The following is a 17,368-nucleotide window of genomic DNA, read 5'->3' on the forward strand; positions in this document are numbered from 1 at the left end:
ATTTAACGAACGTCGTGATAATCGACACAGGCCTGTAATGTGTTCTCAATTAATGAAGCCACTGTCATGGGGCCAACGCCACCGGGAACAGGAGTGATCCAGCCAGCTCTCTCGGCAGCGACAGAGAATTCAACGTCACCGGTTAACCGGCCGTCCGGTAAACGATTCATTCCTACATCTATGACAATTGCGCCCGGTTTAATCCACTCGCCGGGAATGAACTCTGCTTTGCCTACTGCAACGACGACGATGTCAGCACGCTTTACATGGTCAGATAAGTCTTTGGTAAAGCGATGACATACCGTTGTTGTTGCTCCGGCTAATAATAATTCCAGGCTCATTGGGCGACCGACAATATTCGATGCCCCGACAACTACGGCGTTTAATCCATGTAAGTCGATTTGCGTGTGCTCTAACAGTGTCATAATGCCCTTGGGGGTACAGGGGCGCAAAGCAGGAATACGTTGTGACAAGCGTCCGATATTGAAAGGATGAAAACCATCGACATCTTTATCCGGCCGAATTCGTTCTAAAATCGGTGTGGCGTCAAGGCCAGCGGGCAACGGAAGCTGAACTAAAATACCATCTACGGCGTCGTCATCGTTCAGTTCTTCAATGAGCTTTTCAAGTTCTTGTTGCGTAGTGGTTATTGGCAAGTCGTAATCAAACGAGCGGAAACCAACGTCTTCGCAGGCACGGCGCTTGTTGCCCACGTAAACTTCTGAAGCGGCGTCGCTTCCGACCAGGACAACAGCTAACCCGGGCGCCCGTAAACCGGAATCAAGGCGTTCTTTTACTTGCTGTTTAACCGATTGGCGAACAGTGGCAGCGATGGTTTTACCATCGATAATTTGAGCTGGCATAATGACGTTCCCAAAGATGAGAGAATTCAAGGTGATGTATAAGGCGTATTGTAACTTTTTTCGGCCCTGAATGTCACCGGTTGTTGGTTTAGTCGTCAGGTTGTTGCAAAAGTAGCCAGTCGGCATCAATAACCGAAAAAAAGTTTGACGGGTCAGCATTCAGCAGGTAATATTCGCCACCGTTGTCGACCAGCAATAGCGTTTTTAAAAGCTGCGTCTGACACGGCTTTCGGAGAAATTCGGCGATTAGCGCAGTTTGGTAGCGCACTTGGTTTGGGTCCAAGGGGTCGCAGGTTCAAATCCTGCATCGCCGACCATTCTTCTGACGGTTTGTTGGTTCGATATGCGCCCGTAGCTCAGTTGGATAGAGCAACGGCCTTCTAAGCCGTGGGTCGCAGGTTCGAATCCTGCCGGGTGCGCCATAACGCGCCAAAGAAATCACTCAGTGGTGGGTGTAGCTCAGTTGGTAGAGCCCCGGATTGTGATTCCGGTTGTCGTGGGTTCAAGTCCCATCATCCACCCCATTTCTTTTGAAGTCATATTCTGTATTTCGGCGATTAGCGCAGTTTGGTAGCGCACTTGGTTTGGGTCCAAGGGGTCGCAGGTTCAAATCCTGCATCGCCGACCATTACACTAATTCCCCTTTTTCTTTTTAGCCACTACTGCTACATTTAACGGATACTTAATCAAAAGATTGTGTTGTTAATCCTTAGCTGGAGCTATTGTTATGGACTTTAAGAAAAGTTTAAAGAACCCCGCTGAAGCGTTTGATTCTCCGCAAGACGTGGCAAATCATCCCGAGCTTTCAAACGAGCAGAAAATTGAAGTGCTTACGCAGTGGCGCTACGATGAACTGGAAACCGAAGTAGCCGATCAAGAAAACATGGCCGGGGATAAACCGGATAAACTGGGCGAAATCAATAATTTACTTCTTGAACTTAAAGATAAATCTTAGTTATTTTTCCTTCCGTTAAAGTGAAGCCTAAAAATTGCCGCTCGGGGGCTCGACTCCGGGCGGTCACCTCGCTATAATGCTGCGTCATTTTTAAAGGTCAACGCCGTTGCCGTATCTCATTTTTATAATGATAAGTTGATGCGCGTAACATTCATTGATTGAAACCGAGGTAATGAAGCAATGCAGGTTTCTGTAGAGACAACTCAAGGTTTAGAACGTCGTGTGACTGTTACAGTCCCGGCAGATACAATTGATAGCGAAGTAAAACGCTTATTAAAAGAAGAATATCGCCATCGTCGTGTGAATGGTTTCCGCAAAGGAAAAATTCCACCGAACGTATTACAGAAGCTGTTTGGTCGCGAAGCCCGTTCACGTGCAGCGTCAAGTGTCATGCAAAGTAAGTACTTTGAAGCTGTTATGCAGGAAAAACTGAACCCTGCTGGCGCACCTGCAATTGAACCTAAAGTCAATGAACCAGGTAAAGATCTTGAGTTCACGGCTACGTTTGAAGTGTATCCAGAAGTAGAAGTACAGAACCTGGACAAAGTAGAAGTTGAAAAGCCTGCTGTTGAAGTCACTGAGAAAGACGTTGACAACATGCTGGAAACGTTGCAGAAACAACACGCTGACTGGAAAGAAGTTAAGCGTAAATCCAAAAAGGGTGACCGTGTCACTATGGATTTCGTCGGCTCTATCGACGGTGAAGAATTTGAAGGCGGTAAAGCTGACGACTTCGCGCTTGAACTGGGCGAAGGTCGTATGATTCCTGGTTTTGAAGATCAAATTAAAGGAATTAAAGCGGGCGAAGAAAAGACTATCGAAGTCACTTTCCCGGAAGACTACCACGCTGAAAACCTAAAAGGTAAAGAAGCGCAATTTGTGGTCACTGCGAAGAAAGTCGAAGCACGTGACCTGCCTGAGCTAAACGATGAGTTCGTTGCATTGTTCGGCGTGAAAGAAGGCGGCGTTGAAGCGTTGAAAGAAGAAGTTCGCAAAAATATGGAACGCGAGCTGAAAAACGCAGTGAAAGCAAAAGTTAAAGAACAAGTACTGAAAGGTATTGTTGAAAACAACGACGTTGAACTACCTAAATCAATGATCGACCAGGAAATTGACCAGCTACGTAAGCAAGCTGCTCAACGCTTTGGTGGTAATGCTGAACAAATGCCTGACTTACCGGCTGAGTTGTTCGAAGAGCAAGCGAAAGAGCGCGTTAAAGTTGGTTTGTTATTAGGTGAAGTGATTCGTGGTAACGAGCTTAAAGCTGATGATGAGAAAGTTGATGAGATAATCGCGACAGCAGCTTCTGCTTATGAAGACCCGCAGGAAGTTGTCGAGTACTACAAGTCAAACAACGATATGATGCAGCAAGTTCGTAACTTAGCGTTGGAAGAGCAGGCTATCGAATTTGTGTTGGAAAAAGCTTCCGTGAAAGACAAGAAAGCAAGCTTTGACGACATCATGAATCCGAAGCAGCAGTAATCTCTTGTAACGGAATCCTTGACGGGTCCCGCTACAGCTTGGTTTAATGGCTCGTATGACCTCATACGAGCCATTTTTATTTCAGGAGCTTTATAAAACATGTCGAGCGATATTCAGGATCCAATGGCACAGCTAGTCCCTATGGTCGTCGAGCAGACTTCGAAAGGTGAGCGCTCTTACGACATCTATTCGCGTCTCTTAAAAGAACGTGTCATTTTTTGTTGTGGTCAGGTAGAAGATCACATGGCCAATCTCATTGTGGCTCAGCTACTGTTTTTAGAATCAGATAATCCTGATAAAGACATTTATCTGTATATTAACTCGCCTGGCGGCGTAGTGACCGCTGGTATGGCTATTTACGATACCATGCGTTTTATTAAGCCAGACGTTAGCACCGTGTGTATGGGGCAGGCAGCCAGTATGGGAGCATTTCTGTTAGCTGGAGGCGCTCAGGGTAAACGTTACTGTTTACCTAATTCCCGAGTAATGATTCATCAGCCTTTGGGCGGATTCCAGGGGCAAGCGTCAGATTTTGAAATACATGCGAAACAAATTTTGGATCTGAAAGAGCGTTTAAACCGTATGTTAGCGGAGAACACAGGTCAGGATTACGATAAAGTGGCCAGAGATACTGATCGCGATCACTTTTTATCGGCAGAAGAGTCAATCGATTACGGCCTGGTCGATGGTATTTTACGTCAACGTGGCGAAGAGTCCTGAGTTGGCACAGAGCAGTTAGGAGAAAAGCATGACGGATCAGTCCAAAGGTGACGGCGATAAGCCGCTATATTGCACTTTTTGTGGCAAAAGTCAGCACGAAGTTAAGAAGCTTATTGCGGGACCGTCCGTGTTCATTTGTGATGAATGCGTTGAGCTATGCAATGACATTCTAAAAGAAGAAATTCATCAACTGTCTCCGGTTCCGGATCAGGATGAGTTGCCTGTGCCAAAAGCTATTCGTAAGAATTTGGACGACTATGTTATTGGTCAGGATCGCGCTAAAAAGGTGCTGTCAGTAGCTGTTTATAATCACTACAAACGCTTACGCGGTTCAGCGAAGCAAGAAGTTGAGCTTGGCAAAAGTAACATCTTGCTAATTGGGCCGACAGGCTCAGGTAAAACTTTCCTGGCTGAAACCTTAGCCCGTTATTTGAATGTGCCATTTACTATGGCCGATGCAACAACATTAACTGAAGCGGGCTATGTTGGCGAAGACGTTGAAAATATTATTCAGAAACTTTTACAGAAATGTGATTACGACGTTGAGAAAGCAGAACGCGGCATTGTCTACATTGATGAGATTGATAAGATTTCCCGTAAGTCGGACAACCCGTCGATTACCCGTGATGTCAGTGGCGAGGGTGTGCAACAAGCCTTGTTAAAACTGATCGAAGGAACCGTTGCTTCTGTGCCGCCGCAGGGTGGCCGGAAACATCCTCAACAAGAGTTTTTGCAAGTCGACACATCAAAAATTCTGTTTATTTGCGGTGGGGCTTTTGCCGGTTTAAATAAAGTTATCGAGCAACGCTTGTCGACTGGAACCGGTATTGGTTTTGGTGCAGAAGTGAAGAGTAAGACGCAAAGTGAAGAAGGAGCAATTATTGCCAAAGTTGAACCAGAAGATTTGGTTCGCTATGGATTAATCCCTGAATTCATTGGTCGCTTACCGGTTGTCGCTACGCTAGATGAGCTCGACGAAGAAGCGCTGATTGAAATTTTGCGCGAACCAAAGAATGCGTTAACCAAACAGTATTCAGCTTTGTTTGAAATGGAAGATGTTGAACTGGAGTTTCGTGAAGACGCGTTAAGAGCTATCGCCAAAAAAGCTATGGCTCGCAAAACAGGTGCTCGTGGTTTACGTTCCATTGTTGAAGGTGTTCTGCTGGGTACTATGTATGAACTGCCTTCTATTGAAGGGGTCGCGAAAGTTGTAGTGGATGAGTCAGTAATCGCTGGTGAATCCGATCCTATTCTAATTTACGCAAATCAGCAGAAAAATAAGCAGGCTTCGGGTGAATAATCCGAAACTGTATTAAAAGTGTTCGAAAAAGGGCCGGAAAGGCCCTTTTTTTCTGTCAAGGATTGAACTTTCAGGTAAAGACCGCATATTACAAAGTAAACCTAGGTCGGGAGAGAATTTAATGAGCGAAGAGCGCACCGAACAATTAACGATGCCGGTTCTGCCGTTGAGAGATGTTGTGGTATACCCACATATGGTGATACCGCTGTTTGTCGGTCGGGAAAAGTCGATTCGATGCTTACAAGCTGCTATGGATGAAGATAAACAAGTTTTTCTGGCGGCTCAGAAAGACGCTTCTGTGGATGAACCTACTACTGAGGATATTTATCAGGTAGGTACAGTCGCGACGGTCTTACAGTTACTGAAGCTACCCGACGGTACTGTTAAAGTGCTGGTCGAAGGTAAGCAGCGGGCGCAGCTGGATGAATTGCAGGATAACGAAGAATATTTTCAGGCCAGTATTCATTACCTGGCCGCGGAAGAGTTGCCGGAAAAAGAGGAAGAGATTCTTATTCGTTCGGCACTGAATCAGTTCGAAGGCTATGTGAAGCTAAACAAGAAGATTCCACCGGAAGTATTGACGTCTTTATCGGGCATTGAAGACGGTGACCGTTTAGCGGATACAATGGCTGCTCATATGCCACTGAAACTTGCAGAAAAGCAGACTATTCTTGAAATTACCGACATTCGCGAGCGCATCGAACACCTGATGGCTCTGATGGAAGGTGAGATCGATATCCTGCAAGTAGAAAAACGCATTCGTAGTCGCGTTAAGAAACAGATGGAAAAAAGCCAGCGCGAATACTATTTGAATGAGCAAATGAAAGCCATTCAGAAAGAGCTGGGTGAAACCGAAGATGGCGTCGATGAATTTGAGCAGCTGCAGAAGAAAATTGATGACGCTAAAATGCCAGCAGAAGCGAAGAAAAAGACTGAAGCTGAGCTGCAAAAATTAAAAATGATGTCACCGATGTCGGCGGAAGCAACTGTCGTACGCGGTTACATTGATTGGATGGTATCGGTTCCATGGAAAAAACGTTCGCGTATTAAGAAGGATTTAGCTCACGCCGAAAAAGTTTTGGATGCTGACCATTACGGGCTAGAGAAAGTTAAAGAACGTATTATTGAATATCTTGCGGTACAACAACGAACCACCAAAGTAAAAGGTGCGATTCTTTGCTTAGTGGGTCCCCCGGGTGTAGGTAAAACGTCGTTGGGACAGTCGATAGCGAAAGCAACGGGACGTGAGTACGTGCGTATGGCATTAGGCGGCGTGCGCGATGAAGCGGAAATACGTGGTCACCGTCGCACTTATATTGGCTCTATGCCGGGTAAACTGATCCAAAAAATGTCGAAAGTTGGCGTTCGTAATCCTCTGTTCTTGTTAGATGAAATTGACAAAATGTCGGCTGACATGCGCGGTGACCCGGCTTCAGCATTGCTTGAAGTTCTGGATCCGGAGCAAAACATTAACTTCAATGACCATTATCTTGAGGTGGATTACGATTTATCAGATGTCATGTTTGTTGCCACATCGAACAGTATGAATATTCCAGCGCCATTATTAGACCGCATGGAAGTTATTCGTTTATCGGGTTACACCGAAGAAGAGAAGCTAAATATAGCGAAGCGACATTTATTAACAAAGCAAATTGGCCGTAATGGTTTAAAAGAAAAAGAAATAACGGTTCAGGACAGTGCCATTATAGGCATTATTCGGTATTACACCCGCGAAGCGGGAGTGCGTAATCTTGAACGTGAGTTGTCACGCTTATGCCGTAAATCGGTGAAGCAAATTGTGCTGGATAAATCGATAAAGCACGTTGAGATTACCGGCGACAACCTGAGCGATTATCTGGGCGTGCAACGGTTTGATTACGGTAAAGCAGAAGAGGCCAATCAAATCGGTCAGGTTACCGGTCTGGCCTGGACTGAAGTTGGTGGTGACTTGCTGACCATCGAAGCAACTAACGTAGCCGGTAAAGGGAAAACCACCACCACAGGCTCTCTGGGTGATGTGATGCAGGAGTCCATTCAGACGGCCCTTACAGTTGTGCGTAGCCGTGCTGACAAACTAGGGATAGCCGAAGACTTTCATGAAAAACGCGATATTCATGTGCACGTGCCAGAAGGCGCCACACCAAAAGATGGACCGAGTGCGGGTATTGCTATGGTTACAGCTATGGTGTCGTCGCTAACCGGTAAACCTGTTCGTTCTGATGTCGCAATGACCGGCGAGATTACGTTGCGTGGGGAAGTTCTGGCCATTGGTGGCTTAAAAGAGAAATTACTGGCGGCTCATCGCGGTGGAATTAAGCATGTGTTAATTCCTAAAGAGAATGAACGCGACTTAAAAGAAATTGCCGATAACGTAAAAGAAGATTTAGTGATTCAGCCAGTAAAATGGATTGACGAAGTATTAGATGTCGCTTTGGTTAAAGGTTAATCAATAGACTGATACTAAAGTCATATTAAAGCACTAGAATGCGGCCTGCGGGTGAGAAATTGTCCCTCAGGCCGCATTTTTTCGTTAAAAAGTGAGTAAAAAGGGTTTTCAATCTAAAAGACTGTGGTAGCCTAGGCTTTATAGCTGATTCACATGTATGACATAAGAACAGCTGGATAGGATAACCATTTGGATAACAGTGGTGCTTGAACAATCAGATCAAGATTGATATAACCGTTCTGGCCCATTTTAAAATTCGAATGGAACCACGGAAACTTGATAATAACAATCTAAGGGGATGATACTGTGAACAAGTCTCAGCTTATTGACAAAATCGCGGCAGGTGCAGATATTTCTAAGGCTGCTGCTGGTCGTGCTCTGGACTCTATGATCGATGCAGTAACTGATGCTCTAAAACAAGATGACCAAGTCGCATTAGTTGGCTTCGGTACGTTTAGCGTGCGTGAGCGTTCTGCTCGTACTGGTCGTAACCCTCAAACGGGTGAGACTATTCAGATCGCTGCTGCTAAAGTTCCTTCTTTTAAAGCAGGTAAAGCACTGAAAGACGCAGTAAATTAATAAAAGCGCATTAGCGCTTTTTTTAAAGAATAATAATAGTAGCCCGAGGTTTATAAAGCCTCGGGTTATTTTTTTGTATGAATGGTGAGTTTTAAGACGAATCACCTTATAATGTGACGTCGTTTATTTAGGTTAAATAAGGAAAGCCTTATTATGTTAGAGCGAATTCGGGAAGGCTCGCAGAGTTACACTGCTAAGGCCATTCTTGTGTTAATCATTCTAACTTTTGCATTAGCAGGTGTTGGTGGTTATATCACTGGTGACACAGAAGATGCTGTCGCAAAAGTTAATGGAGAAGAAATTCCTCGTAGTGACTACGATCGTGCTTATGAAAACGAGCGCAGCCGCTTGCAAGAGCAGTTTGGCGATATGTTTTCTGCTATTACGTCCGATCCAGATTACATGCGTAATTTACGCAGTGGAGTATTAGAGCAACTCATCGAACAAGAGCTTTTAGTGCAATACGCTGAAGATAACGGAATGAGAGTGAGTCCTGAGCAAGTAAAATCTGCAATCCGTGATATTCCTCAATTTCGCACAGCAGGGCAATTTGATAACGATGTCTACTTAATGGCGTTACGTAATGCGGGTTACAGCCCCGAGGCTTTCGCAAATGTCATGCAGCAGGACATGACCCGAAATCAGTTGCTACGAGGACTGTCTGCGACTGCATTCGTGCTTGAACCTGAAGCTATTGCTCTTATGCGCTTACAAAGCCAGTCACGTTCAGGTGGCTTTCTGGTCGCTAATAATGAGAACTTCGAAGAGCAGGTAGAGATTTCTGAGCAAGATATTGAAAACTTCTATCAGCAAAATCAAGATATGTTCCGGACTCAGGAAAAGCTTAGCGTTGCTTATGTTGAGCTTTCGCTAGCGGCTGTTGAATCGGAAGTCGAGATTTCAGACGAAGAAGTACTTCAATATTATGATGAACGTCAACAGCAGTATTCGACAGAAGAAGAGCGTCGGATGTCTCATATTTTGGTCGAGTTCGATACTGATAACGCCAAAGAAAAAGCCGAAGAAGCGCTTGTTGAACTTGAACAAGGTGCTGACTTTCCAGAGGTCGCGCAAACTTACTCAGATGACACCTTTTCAGCTGAACAGGGCGGCGACCTGGGCTGGATAGAAGCCGGTATGATGGATGAAGACTTTGATGCCGCAGCTTTTGAATTAGAGAGTGTTGGCGACTTATCCGGTATTGTGGAAACCAGTTTTGGTTATCACATTATTAAACTGACCGATTTACGCGAAGGTTCAGTGACACCATTTAGCGAAGTAGAAGACGAAGTGCGTCAGCAACTGTTGACCGAAAAAGCGGAAGACCGCTATTTTGAAAAGCAACAAAAACTAGCGGAAATTAGTTTTGAGCAACCTGACACTTTAGAACCTGCGGCTGAGGAAATTGGAGCTACTGTACGTCGTTCCGATCTGTTCACTCGAGACAGAGCCCCAACTCCCTTGAGTGACGATGTTATTCTCAACAACTTATTCTCAGAACAGCTAATTAAAGAGAAGTTGAACAGCGATATTATTGAAACTTCGGATGATCGGTCCTTGGTAGTACGTGTAACTGAGCATCAGCCAGTACGAGTAAAAGAACTGGATGAGGTTCGAGAAAACATCGTGTCCGAACTGCGTGTAGAGAAAGCCCAGAAATTGGCGCTTGACCAGGCGAATGAATGGATGCAAGCCTGGAAAGAGGGCAAAGAAGTGAGCGATGAAATTGTTTGGGTCGATAGCATACAGCGTAACAACGCTGAGTATCCAAGGACCATCGTACGTGAGTTATTCTCTATGTCTCCTTCAGCCAGCGATGAGAGTGTGTTTAATACGGTTGCCTTGCCAAATGGCGATGCTGCTGTTGTCGCGTTGACCGACGTTTCTCCGGGAAATGCTGATGACAGCCAACTTGACGAGTTAACGAGTCAGATGAAGAACCGTCAGGCTCAGGTTATGTTACAGGCCTTTATTAATAACTTAAAAGCGGACGCAGACATTAAACGTTTATTAACTCCGTAGACGATTAATATCAAAAAAAAAGGCTCAGACCGTTAGAAGTCTGAGCCTTTTTTATTTCTATTACAGAAAGTTTTTACTAACCACTGCCATATAAATTAGGCAGCACGTTTTTGGTTGTTGCTTTATTTTTCCTACTCTCTATAGACGCTCTAACCTCTTTATAAAGCACTTTACCATCTTGCCATGGAGTAGCCCCCGGATGGTAGAGACTTTGCTGCAAGCTTGAGCATGAAGCTTCTATCGAAAGGTACTGGGACAGCTCTGTTAAGCTATTAAAGGAACGCTCAAAATATCGGTTTGCCCACTTTAATAGAGAGTCCTTTGCTTCTTGCGCATTATTGTTACGGCAGGCGAGTTGGAATTCTCTCCAGAACTTATCTTTATTGAGGTTACGCGGTGTTTCTTCCGGTTTACGCGACGGCACTCTGCTCTGAGATATTGTGCCTTTATGCCAAAGAAGGTAGGCGTTCAGTATGAGCGAAATAACCAATGCAAGGGCAAGTAAGCTTATTACCCAGATACTCCATTCAGCTGATTGGGTTTTCACCTCAGTTGAAGCCGGCTTCTCACTATTTTCTGGTTGCTCTTCAGTAGCAGGAGCTTCGGCATTATCATTTGGCGTCGGAATAGACTGCATGCCGTCGCCCATTGCGACAGAAAAGTTAAGCTCTTCGGTTTTTGCCGATGCAGGTGAGCCTGTTTTGGTATTAAACCAGGGGATGCTTAGCGCCGGAATTTTTAACGGCCCAGGCTGATTAGGAACGATCGCAAAGCTTATTGTTTTTTGCGAAATAATAACGCCGTTACGGCTAAACTGATCCGTCTCATCGCCATCCGGATAAATTCTTACCGTATCGGGAAATTCGGGTTGAATGTCCGGTAATTGCTCTGGTTTCACACCAACCGCGGTCAGCATATAAGAAACCGTAAAGGGTTCGCCTACGGTATAACTGTCTTGTTCAGGCGAAACAGACTGAGAAACACTGACAAGCTCGCTGGGTAACCAATGGCCTTGCCAATTATCCGGAACGGCTTGCACCTCAACTTCTATAGTTTCAGCAATGGTGCTGACAGGCTGCGTATTGGAAAAAGAAGAAAAGATAGAACGCTGGCCCTGAGTGAAAACTTCACCATCGAAACGGGCTCCTGTAATACTTAAAGAACCGGACTTGCTTGGTGTTATTTGATAAACACGCTGATAAACCTTATAGCGCCTGCCATTCACCATTTCTGTACTTTCTTCATCCCGGCCTATTTGCTGAATGTCGGCATTCTCTGCTTCAGGCGGTATTAAGTTTCCCTTGTTTAAGTCGGCAGCAAGAAATAGCCGCGCAACATAGGTGATAGGCTGCTGTAAATAGACTTGCTGATTGTCCACCTGAGCTTCAAGGAAAGCGACTTTCTGCTCATTGTCCTGGTTGTTGCCTGGCTCCAGAACTTGCAGTGAAATAGGATCCGATGAGGCTCCACCTATGCTAATTTCGGGAATTTTATAGTCGCCGGCAGACTGGGGAATGAGCACGGTTGTAAAGCGCGTCTGTTTGCTCAGTTTACCGTTAATCATTGACGTCTGGCGGCTAACCGAAGTTCTGCCCACAACAAAGTCTTTTAGTAATTTAGATGGCGAAAAGCTGTCGTTAGCCACATCGTCGTCAACGGTTACCGTTAAAACGAAGGACTCGTTGGCCGTAACCGGGTTGCGATCGACCGTTGCGGTAACCTCAGAGACATCAGCGTAAGCAAGCTGACTCACGAGCAAAAAACTCATCAATAAGATAATGTGCCGCCATACTCTTACCATTTTTTATCTTCTCCCTGGGGTTCTGAGGCTCTTCGCTGACGCCGTTTCTGGCTCTCCAGAAGCATTTTATTGCGTAGCAGTATACTTGGGTCATCAGGTACTCGGTTCATCCACTGTTCCAATTGTTGAGCTTTCTCAGGATCAATGTCGCCTTCGCGCACCTGTTGTTGAAGTTGTTCGCTGGATTCTTCTGCGCTTTCGGTGTCTTGATCCTGGCTCTGCTGCTTTTGTATTTCTTCCTGAGATGACTCCTGCTCCTGTTCTTTTTGCTCTGGGTCAGACTCTCCATCTTGCTGGCCCTGCTCATCCGGGTTAGGAGGACCATCATTGTTGTTGGGTTGACTACTTTGCTGCTCTTCGCTGTCACCATTTTGCTCAGAATTCTTATCCGATTCGTTACTATCGGAATCTGACTTCTTGGAGGATTCGTCCGAGCCGCCGGAGTCTTCGGACTCCTGCTGTTGTTGTAATTGCTCAACAAGCTGCTTGTTTTCGGCTGCCCGTGACCAGTCAGGCCGTTGTTCTAACGCCTTGTCGTAAGCTTTTATTGCCGCATCGTATTGCTGTTGCTGAGCCAGAGCATTACCTAAATTGTACTGCGCTTCTGCTGAATCGTCCTGAGAGAAAGCCTCGGCGGCAGCTTCATAGTTGCCATCGCGGTACAGAGCCGCGCCCTGGCGAAAAGGCGTTTCACTAAGGTTAGCCGCTTGTTGGTATTCTTCTTCCTGATATAAACGTTGTGCACGTTGCTCCTGATTCAGTAGTTGTTTCTGCCAGACGGACTCCTGTTCAGCATGAGCACTTGGAGTGAAGCCGATTAAAGGCAATAACATAGAGACTAACAAAGGGCTTAGCAGATTGCCCCGACGCCAGCTGAACAACATAATAGGCAAGATAAAGAGTGCAACGTAAGGGCCCATATCACGCCATGCGTCTCCTTGCTGCTGATCATCACCGTCTTTACCTTCACGCGTTAGTGGTGGCTGGTTTATCAGTTTATCAATATCACTATTGTCGGCGGTTACTGATGAGAAGGCTCCTCCCGTAATAGAAGCCAGATCAGATAGTCGCGAAGGATAGGTTTTGGCAATAATGACCTGATTGTTGTCTTTTAATAAACGGCCCGAGTTGTCGCGGATTGCGGCACCTTCTTCAGTACCAACCGCCAGAATAGAAACCCGATGCTCAATAGAGCGCAAATAACGACTGAGCTGGTTGAGTTCGCTACTACTGATGCCGTCGGTAAGCCAGTATATATCGCCTTGCGGATAGCCGGCATTTTTTAGTAAGTCGTCAGCGAGTTCCAGAGCTAACTGAGGTTCGCTGCCTTGCGCCGGCATAATGTCGGGTGACAGTGAGGGAATGAGGTTCATTAAATTACGGTTATCGGCAGTCAGGGGACTAATGATAAAAGCATCGTCGGCGTAAGCGATAAGACCCGTGTCACCATCAAGTCCCGCCCGGACTAAATCAATGGCTTTGTATCTCATTCGGGTTAGTCGGTTGGGTGAAATGTCGTCGGCTAAAATCGATGGCGACATGTCCATAATCACAACCTGTCCCGATTCGAGTTGGTAAACCGGTTGTGGCAGTCGTTCCCAGGTAGGCCCGCACAGCGCCAGTGTTGCCAGAACTGAAATTAACAGAAATCGGTGGGCTGGCCAGAGAGAGGGTTGTGACCCTGACTTAACCAATACTTTTGACAGGTGGCCGGGTAGCCATTGATGCCATCCTGCCTGATGTTTCTGACTGTAGAGTAAACGCCAATACAGCAGTGCGACTGGAATTAATGCCAGCAACCACCAGGGGCGCAATAAGTGAAACTCGCTCATGAACGACTCCCCCATGGGCGATAGTGTAACAAGGCTACCGCAATAAACAGAAGAAAACTGATTGCTAATGGCCAGTAAAATAAACTTACTCGAGGCCTTAGTTGCTGAGGGTCTCCGGCAATAGGCTCTAGCTTGTCCAGGCGTTGATAAATTTCTTCGAGCTCATTGGTACTGCGGGCACGGAAATATTTACCATCAGTTTGTTTAGCGATACTTTGCATTAACGGCACGTCCAGATCTCGGCTTGGATTAACTCTCCGCTGTCCAAAAAAGCTATCAACTACCACTTCTTCAGCACCAACTGCAATAGGGTAAATCGTCACATCGTAAGCCTGAGCCAGCTCAAGTGCCTGCTCCGGAGTCAAATTCCCCGCTGTGTTTTGACCATCGGTTAGTAATACCAGTACCCGGTTCGATTCGTCGTCGTCACGAAAGCGTTTCACCGACAAAGCAATAGCGTCTCCTATTGCGGTGCGTTCACCAACTAAGCCGAGTACAGATTCATTAAGCATCTGTTTTACGGTGTTGCGGTCGTAAGTCATGGGAGTCTGTAAATAGGCGGTATCAGCAAATAGAATAAGCCCAAGCCTGTCACCTTCGCGGCGTTCAATGAAGTCGCTCAAAACGTGCTTAACCATAGTTAAACGATTCACTGAGCGGCCTTCCAGTTGCATGTCGGCAATTTCCATACTGCCGGATAGATCCACCGCCAGCATAATTTCTCTTCCTTCAGCCCGAATTGCGAGCGGCTCGCCTAGCCACTGAGGCTTTGCTACAGCCGCGACCAGCATGATCCAGCATAAGCTCATCAACGGTAATAAAAGCCAGCGTTTACCAGAATTCTGACTGCCGCTAACTAAACCGTAAGTGCTGGGAAGGCGTATAGCCGAGCTGTTTTTACGTACGGCTGGAAACCATTTCCAGATAATGGCGGGTAAGGGCAGTAGGCAAAACATCCACGGCCAGGCAAATTCAAACATCTTCGGCTCCGGGTTGCTTGCTTAAATCTTTACTCAGCCACAGGCGAGCGAGTTCGTAGTAGTGTTGATTAAAGTTATTATCAGCACTGCCATAAAAGTTCTTATTTGCCTCATTAAGCAAGGGTTCATAAGTTGACTTTTCTTTGTCTGACAAAGGAATGAGCAAAAAACGTATCCATTGACGACCGTGTTTTTCCGCAACGAGCTCTCTGGGGTAATATGCCAGTGCGGTGCGTTTCAACAATATAGTAAGCTCTTCGATACTCATGTTTCTGTCTTGCTGCAGCTGTTTGATAGCCGCTTTACGCGCGCGCGATTGCTGCCGACGTCGAACTAACCAGAAAATAAATAAAGCAATGCCTGCCAGTAGCGCAACGGCAATAGCAATTGCCGGCCATGACGGCGGCCACCAACTCGCCGACCCCGGCTCGACAATATCATTAAGCTTATCTAATGACGGTTGCTGCATTATTTTACCTCTGCCCATTGCTGTTCCAATGGTAAAGCACTGGATATTGGTGTTAAAGACAACTTCCGCTTCCTGAATTCTTGCTGAATACTGCTCCAGCGAAGCTCGGCGGCATTTTGGTATGTTTTTCTCTGTTGTTGGTCAGCGAGATTTATACTGACCTGTTGCTGACCATCGGTAATCGCCAGCGGATGAGACGAGTATCCCTGAGGCAATTCATGTTCCATAGGGTCGTAAAGCCCAAAACAACGAACCGAATTATGCTGGGATAGCACGCGCAAACCATCCAGAAAGCGTTCGCCGGCGTTATAGAAATCACTGATAACATGAATGCTGCTGCCAGGTTTAACCAGTTGTCGTATGCGTTTTAAGTTATCATCCAGCGTGTTTTGTTGCTGTTTTTGCTTGTCTTGCCAGCGGCTCAGGCTGTCTTTATGAATCTCCAGAAGTGCATGACACAAACGTAAAACGCCTTTTTGTCTGGCTATAGGTTTTAATTCCTGATGTTGCCAGCCGTTGCCAATCAGCCCACCAATACGGTCGCCTTTGTGTTGTGCATGCCAAGCCAGTGCCGCGGCTAAATGGCAGGCCTGAACAGATTTGAATACAAATTGGCTGCCAAAAAGCTGAGTCAGAGATAAGTCCACCCAGATAAATACCGGGCGTTCTTTTTCTTCACGATAGAGTTTGGTATGGGCTTTACCGGTTCGCGCGGTCACCCGCCAGTCAATGGAGCGGATATCATCACCAGGCTGGTAATGCCGTACTTCATCAAACTCCATTCCGCGCCCCCGGCTTTTGCTTAGCAGGGGGCCTGTCTGGCTTGAGCGCGGCAGGCTTTTATGGTGGCGCGCAAACGCATTAATTTTACTGCGATAGTAGAGAAGCTCCTGAATACCGGGACTGACTCCATCGCAGTGCAACTGCTTAAGCCATTGTTCAACTTCCGCTTTTAACATTATGGTGCCGGTACAAGTTTCAGTATCGTATCAAGAACCTGATCGTGTGATACGCCGTCGGCTTCGGCTTGATAACTTAAAATAATCCGGTGCCGTAAAGCATTGTGGAAAACACTAATAACATCGTCAGGTGTTACAAAGTCACGACCATCGAGCCAGGCTTTAGCTCTGGCGCAACGTTCCACAGCTATAGTGGCACGAGGGCTGGCACCGTAACCTATCCATTGAGCTAAACTCTGGTCGTAGCGCTGCGGCTGACGGGTGGCAATAATAAGCTGCACCAGATAGTTTTCGACTGCGTCATCTAAATACAATTGCAAAACTTCGTGACGTGCGTCAAATAACTGTTTTTGCGTTAACGGCGTAGGCATATCGAGGTCACCTGATAAGGCTTCTCCCCGGGTTAACCGCAGAATTTGCTGTTCAGTTTCGGCATCTGGATAGTCGAGTTTTAGATGCAATAAAAAGCGGTCGAGCTGAGCCTCAGGAAGTGGATAGGTCCCTTCCTGCTCCAGAGGGTTCTGTGTTGCTAACACCATGAAAAGATCAGAAAGTGGGTAGCTGCGCTGGCCCACAGTAATTTGTCGCTCTGCCATAGCCTCCAGTAACGCCGACTGCACTTTTGCCGGAGCCCTGTTAATTTCATCGGCCAGAATTAAATTATGGAACAAAGGGCCTTGTTGAAACTCAAACTGTCCGGTTTCGGGACGAAAAATGTCGGTACCGGTTAAATCGGCAGGTAATAAGTCGGGAGTGAACTGCACCCGATGGAAGTTGCCTTCAATACCTTTTGCTAAAGCCTGTACTGCCCGAGTTTTAGCCAGACCAGGAGGGCCTTCTACTAGCAGATGGCCGTCAGCCAGTACGGCAATTAGAAGGTTCTGAGTGAAGTCCGGCTGTCCAAGCACTTGCCGATTCAGGTAAGTTTGTAATTGTTGAAACGCTGTCGCGGTCATGTTT

Annotated in this window: 15 protein-coding genes and 4 tRNA genes; 11 read left to right on the forward strand and 8 right to left on the reverse strand. The window is 46.3% G+C overall.

Going from position 1 to position 17,368, the window contains the following annotated elements:
- Positions 1 to 2: 2 nt before the first annotated feature.
- Positions 3 to 863, reverse strand: coding sequence for a bifunctional methylenetetrahydrofolate dehydrogenase/methenyltetrahydrofolate cyclohydrolase FolD (folD, locus tag U0358_RS04830; RefSeq protein ID WP_317496531.1), 861 nt, complete (start codon positions 861 to 863; stop codon positions 3 to 5).
- An 88-nt stretch (positions 864 to 951) separates the two neighbouring features.
- Positions 952 to 1,131: a hypothetical protein gene (locus U0358_RS04835; protein WP_322407253.1), complete on the reverse strand. Its 180-nt coding sequence runs from the start codon at positions 1,129 to 1,131 to the stop codon at positions 952 to 954.
- Here U0358_RS04835 and U0358_RS04840 point away from each other — a divergent pair.
- From U0358_RS04840 to U0358_RS04890, 11 genes are all read left to right on the forward strand, one after another.
- A tRNA-Pro gene (locus U0358_RS04840) sits at positions 1,104 to 1,180 on the forward strand. The two genes, U0358_RS04835 and U0358_RS04840, sit on opposite strands and share 28 nt — an antisense overlap.
- Positions 1,181 to 1,208: 28 nt before the next feature.
- Positions 1,209 to 1,285: transfer RNA gene (locus U0358_RS04845), tRNA-Arg, on the forward strand.
- A gap of 26 nt (positions 1,286 to 1,311) precedes the next feature.
- Positions 1,312 to 1,387 (forward strand) — tRNA-His (locus U0358_RS04850).
- Positions 1,388 to 1,414: 27 nt separating this feature from the next.
- Positions 1,415 to 1,491, forward strand: a tRNA-Pro gene (locus U0358_RS04855).
- 99 nt (positions 1,492 to 1,590) lie between these two features.
- Entirely contained in the window at positions 1,591 to 1,818 is a 228-nt protein-coding gene (locus tag U0358_RS04860; protein ID WP_322407254.1) for a hypothetical protein, read from the forward strand.
- A gap of 180 nt (positions 1,819 to 1,998) precedes the next feature.
- Entirely contained in the window at positions 1,999 to 3,300 is a 1,302-nt protein-coding gene (tig, locus tag U0358_RS04865) for a trigger factor (RefSeq protein ID WP_317496534.1), read from the forward strand.
- A gap of 99 nt (positions 3,301 to 3,399) precedes the next feature.
- On the forward strand, positions 3,400 to 4,020 hold the full coding sequence (gene clpP, locus U0358_RS04870; protein ID WP_317496535.1) for an ATP-dependent Clp endopeptidase proteolytic subunit ClpP: 621 nt from the start codon (positions 3,400 to 3,402) through the stop codon (positions 4,018 to 4,020).
- 28 nt (positions 4,021 to 4,048) lie between these two features.
- Positions 4,049 to 5,320: an ATP-dependent protease ATP-binding subunit ClpX gene (gene clpX / locus U0358_RS04875; RefSeq protein ID WP_317496536.1), complete on the forward strand. Its 1,272-nt coding sequence runs from the start codon at positions 4,049 to 4,051 to the stop codon at positions 5,318 to 5,320.
- Positions 5,321 to 5,441: 121 nt separating this feature from the next.
- Positions 5,442 to 7,766 (forward strand): endopeptidase La, encoded by a 2,325-nt coding sequence (gene lon, locus U0358_RS04880; RefSeq protein ID WP_317496537.1) that lies wholly within the window; start codon positions 5,442 to 5,444, stop codon positions 7,764 to 7,766.
- 306 nt (positions 7,767 to 8,072) lie between these two features.
- Positions 8,073 to 8,345 carry a nucleoid-associated protein HU-beta gene (hupB, locus tag U0358_RS04885; protein ID WP_317496538.1) on the forward strand — a complete coding sequence of 91 codons (273 nt, stop codon included), beginning with the start codon at positions 8,073 to 8,075 and terminating at the stop codon, positions 8,343 to 8,345.
- A 153-nt stretch (positions 8,346 to 8,498) separates the two neighbouring features.
- Complete coding sequence (locus U0358_RS04890) at positions 8,499 to 10,367, forward strand: SurA N-terminal domain-containing protein (RefSeq protein WP_322407255.1); 1,869 nt, start codon at positions 8,499 to 8,501, stop codon at positions 10,365 to 10,367.
- Positions 10,368 to 10,443: 76 nt separating this feature from the next.
- Here U0358_RS04890 and U0358_RS04895 read toward each other — a convergent pair whose 3' ends face one another.
- The 6 genes from U0358_RS04895 to U0358_RS04920 are packed head-to-tail and all read right to left on the reverse strand — an operon-like array spanning position 10,444 to position 17,364.
- Positions 10,444 to 12,168: a BatD family protein gene (locus tag U0358_RS04895; RefSeq protein WP_322407256.1), complete on the reverse strand. Its 1,725-nt coding sequence runs from the start codon at positions 12,166 to 12,168 to the stop codon at positions 10,444 to 10,446.
- A complete protein-coding gene (locus U0358_RS04900; protein WP_322407257.1) occupies positions 12,162 to 14,000 on the reverse strand; it encodes a VWA domain-containing protein in 1,839 nt (612 codons plus the stop codon). Before U0358_RS04900 ends, U0358_RS04895 begins: the two co-directional genes overlap by 7 nt.
- Positions 13,997 to 14,980 (reverse strand): vWA domain-containing protein, encoded by a 984-nt coding sequence (locus U0358_RS04905; protein ID WP_317496542.1) that lies wholly within the window; start codon positions 14,978 to 14,980, stop codon positions 13,997 to 13,999. The genes U0358_RS04900 and U0358_RS04905 overlap by 4 nt, the downstream gene beginning before the upstream one ends.
- Positions 14,973 to 15,449, reverse strand: coding sequence for a DUF4381 domain-containing protein (locus U0358_RS04910; protein ID WP_322407259.1), 477 nt, complete (start codon positions 15,447 to 15,449; stop codon positions 14,973 to 14,975). The genes U0358_RS04905 and U0358_RS04910 overlap by 8 nt, the downstream gene beginning before the upstream one ends.
- On the reverse strand, positions 15,449 to 16,408 hold the full coding sequence (locus U0358_RS04915; protein WP_322407260.1) for a DUF58 domain-containing protein: 960 nt from the start codon (positions 16,406 to 16,408) through the stop codon (positions 15,449 to 15,451). Before U0358_RS04915 ends, U0358_RS04910 begins: the two co-directional genes overlap by 1 nt.
- The gene (locus tag U0358_RS04920) at positions 16,408 to 17,364 is read right to left on the reverse strand and encodes an AAA family ATPase (protein WP_322407262.1); all 957 of its coding nucleotides are present in this window, start codon (positions 17,362 to 17,364) and stop codon (positions 16,408 to 16,410) included. Before U0358_RS04920 ends, U0358_RS04915 begins: the two co-directional genes overlap by 1 nt.
- Between the last annotated feature and the right edge of the window lie 4 nt (positions 17,365 to 17,368).

Origin of the sequence: Idiomarina sp. PL1-037 (genome assembly GCF_034422975.1) — a bacterium.
Taxonomy (GTDB): Bacteria; Pseudomonadota; Gammaproteobacteria; order Enterobacterales; family Alteromonadaceae; genus Idiomarina.

Coding starts and splice junctions, on each gene's coding strand:
- lon (WP_317496537.1), top strand. CDS start 5,442: ATGAGCGAAGAGCGCACCGAACAATTAACGATGCCGGTTCTGCCGTTG.
- U0358_RS04910 (WP_322407259.1), bottom strand. CDS start 15,449: ATGCAGCAACCGTCATTAGATAAGCTTAATGATATTGTCGAGCCGGGG.
- U0358_RS04895 (WP_322407256.1), bottom strand. CDS start 12,168: ATGGTAAGAGTATGGCGGCACATTATCTTATTGATGAGTTTTTTGCTC.
- tig (WP_317496534.1), top strand. CDS start 1,999: ATGCAGGTTTCTGTAGAGACAACTCAAGGTTTAGAACGTCGTGTGACT.
- clpX (WP_317496536.1), top strand. CDS start 4,049: ATGACGGATCAGTCCAAAGGTGACGGCGATAAGCCGCTATATTGCACT.
- folD (WP_317496531.1), bottom strand. CDS start 863: ATGCCAGCTCAAATTATCGATGGTAAAACCATCGCTGCCACTGTTCGC.
- U0358_RS04890 (WP_322407255.1), top strand. CDS start 8,499: ATGTTAGAGCGAATTCGGGAAGGCTCGCAGAGTTACACTGCTAAGGCC.
- U0358_RS04920 (WP_322407262.1), bottom strand. CDS start 17,364: ATGACCGCGACAGCGTTTCAACAATTACAAACTTACCTGAATCGGCAA.
- U0358_RS04900 (WP_322407257.1), bottom strand. CDS start 14,000: ATGAGCGAGTTTCACTTATTGCGCCCCTGGTGGTTGCTGGCATTAATT.
- clpP (WP_317496535.1), top strand. CDS start 3,400: ATGTCGAGCGATATTCAGGATCCAATGGCACAGCTAGTCCCTATGGTC.
- U0358_RS04905 (WP_317496542.1), bottom strand. CDS start 14,980: ATGTTTGAATTTGCCTGGCCGTGGATGTTTTGCCTACTGCCCTTACCC.
- U0358_RS04915 (WP_322407260.1), bottom strand. CDS start 16,408: ATGTTAAAAGCGGAAGTTGAACAATGGCTTAAGCAGTTGCACTGCGAT.
- U0358_RS04860 (WP_322407254.1), top strand. CDS start 1,591: ATGGACTTTAAGAAAAGTTTAAAGAACCCCGCTGAAGCGTTTGATTCT.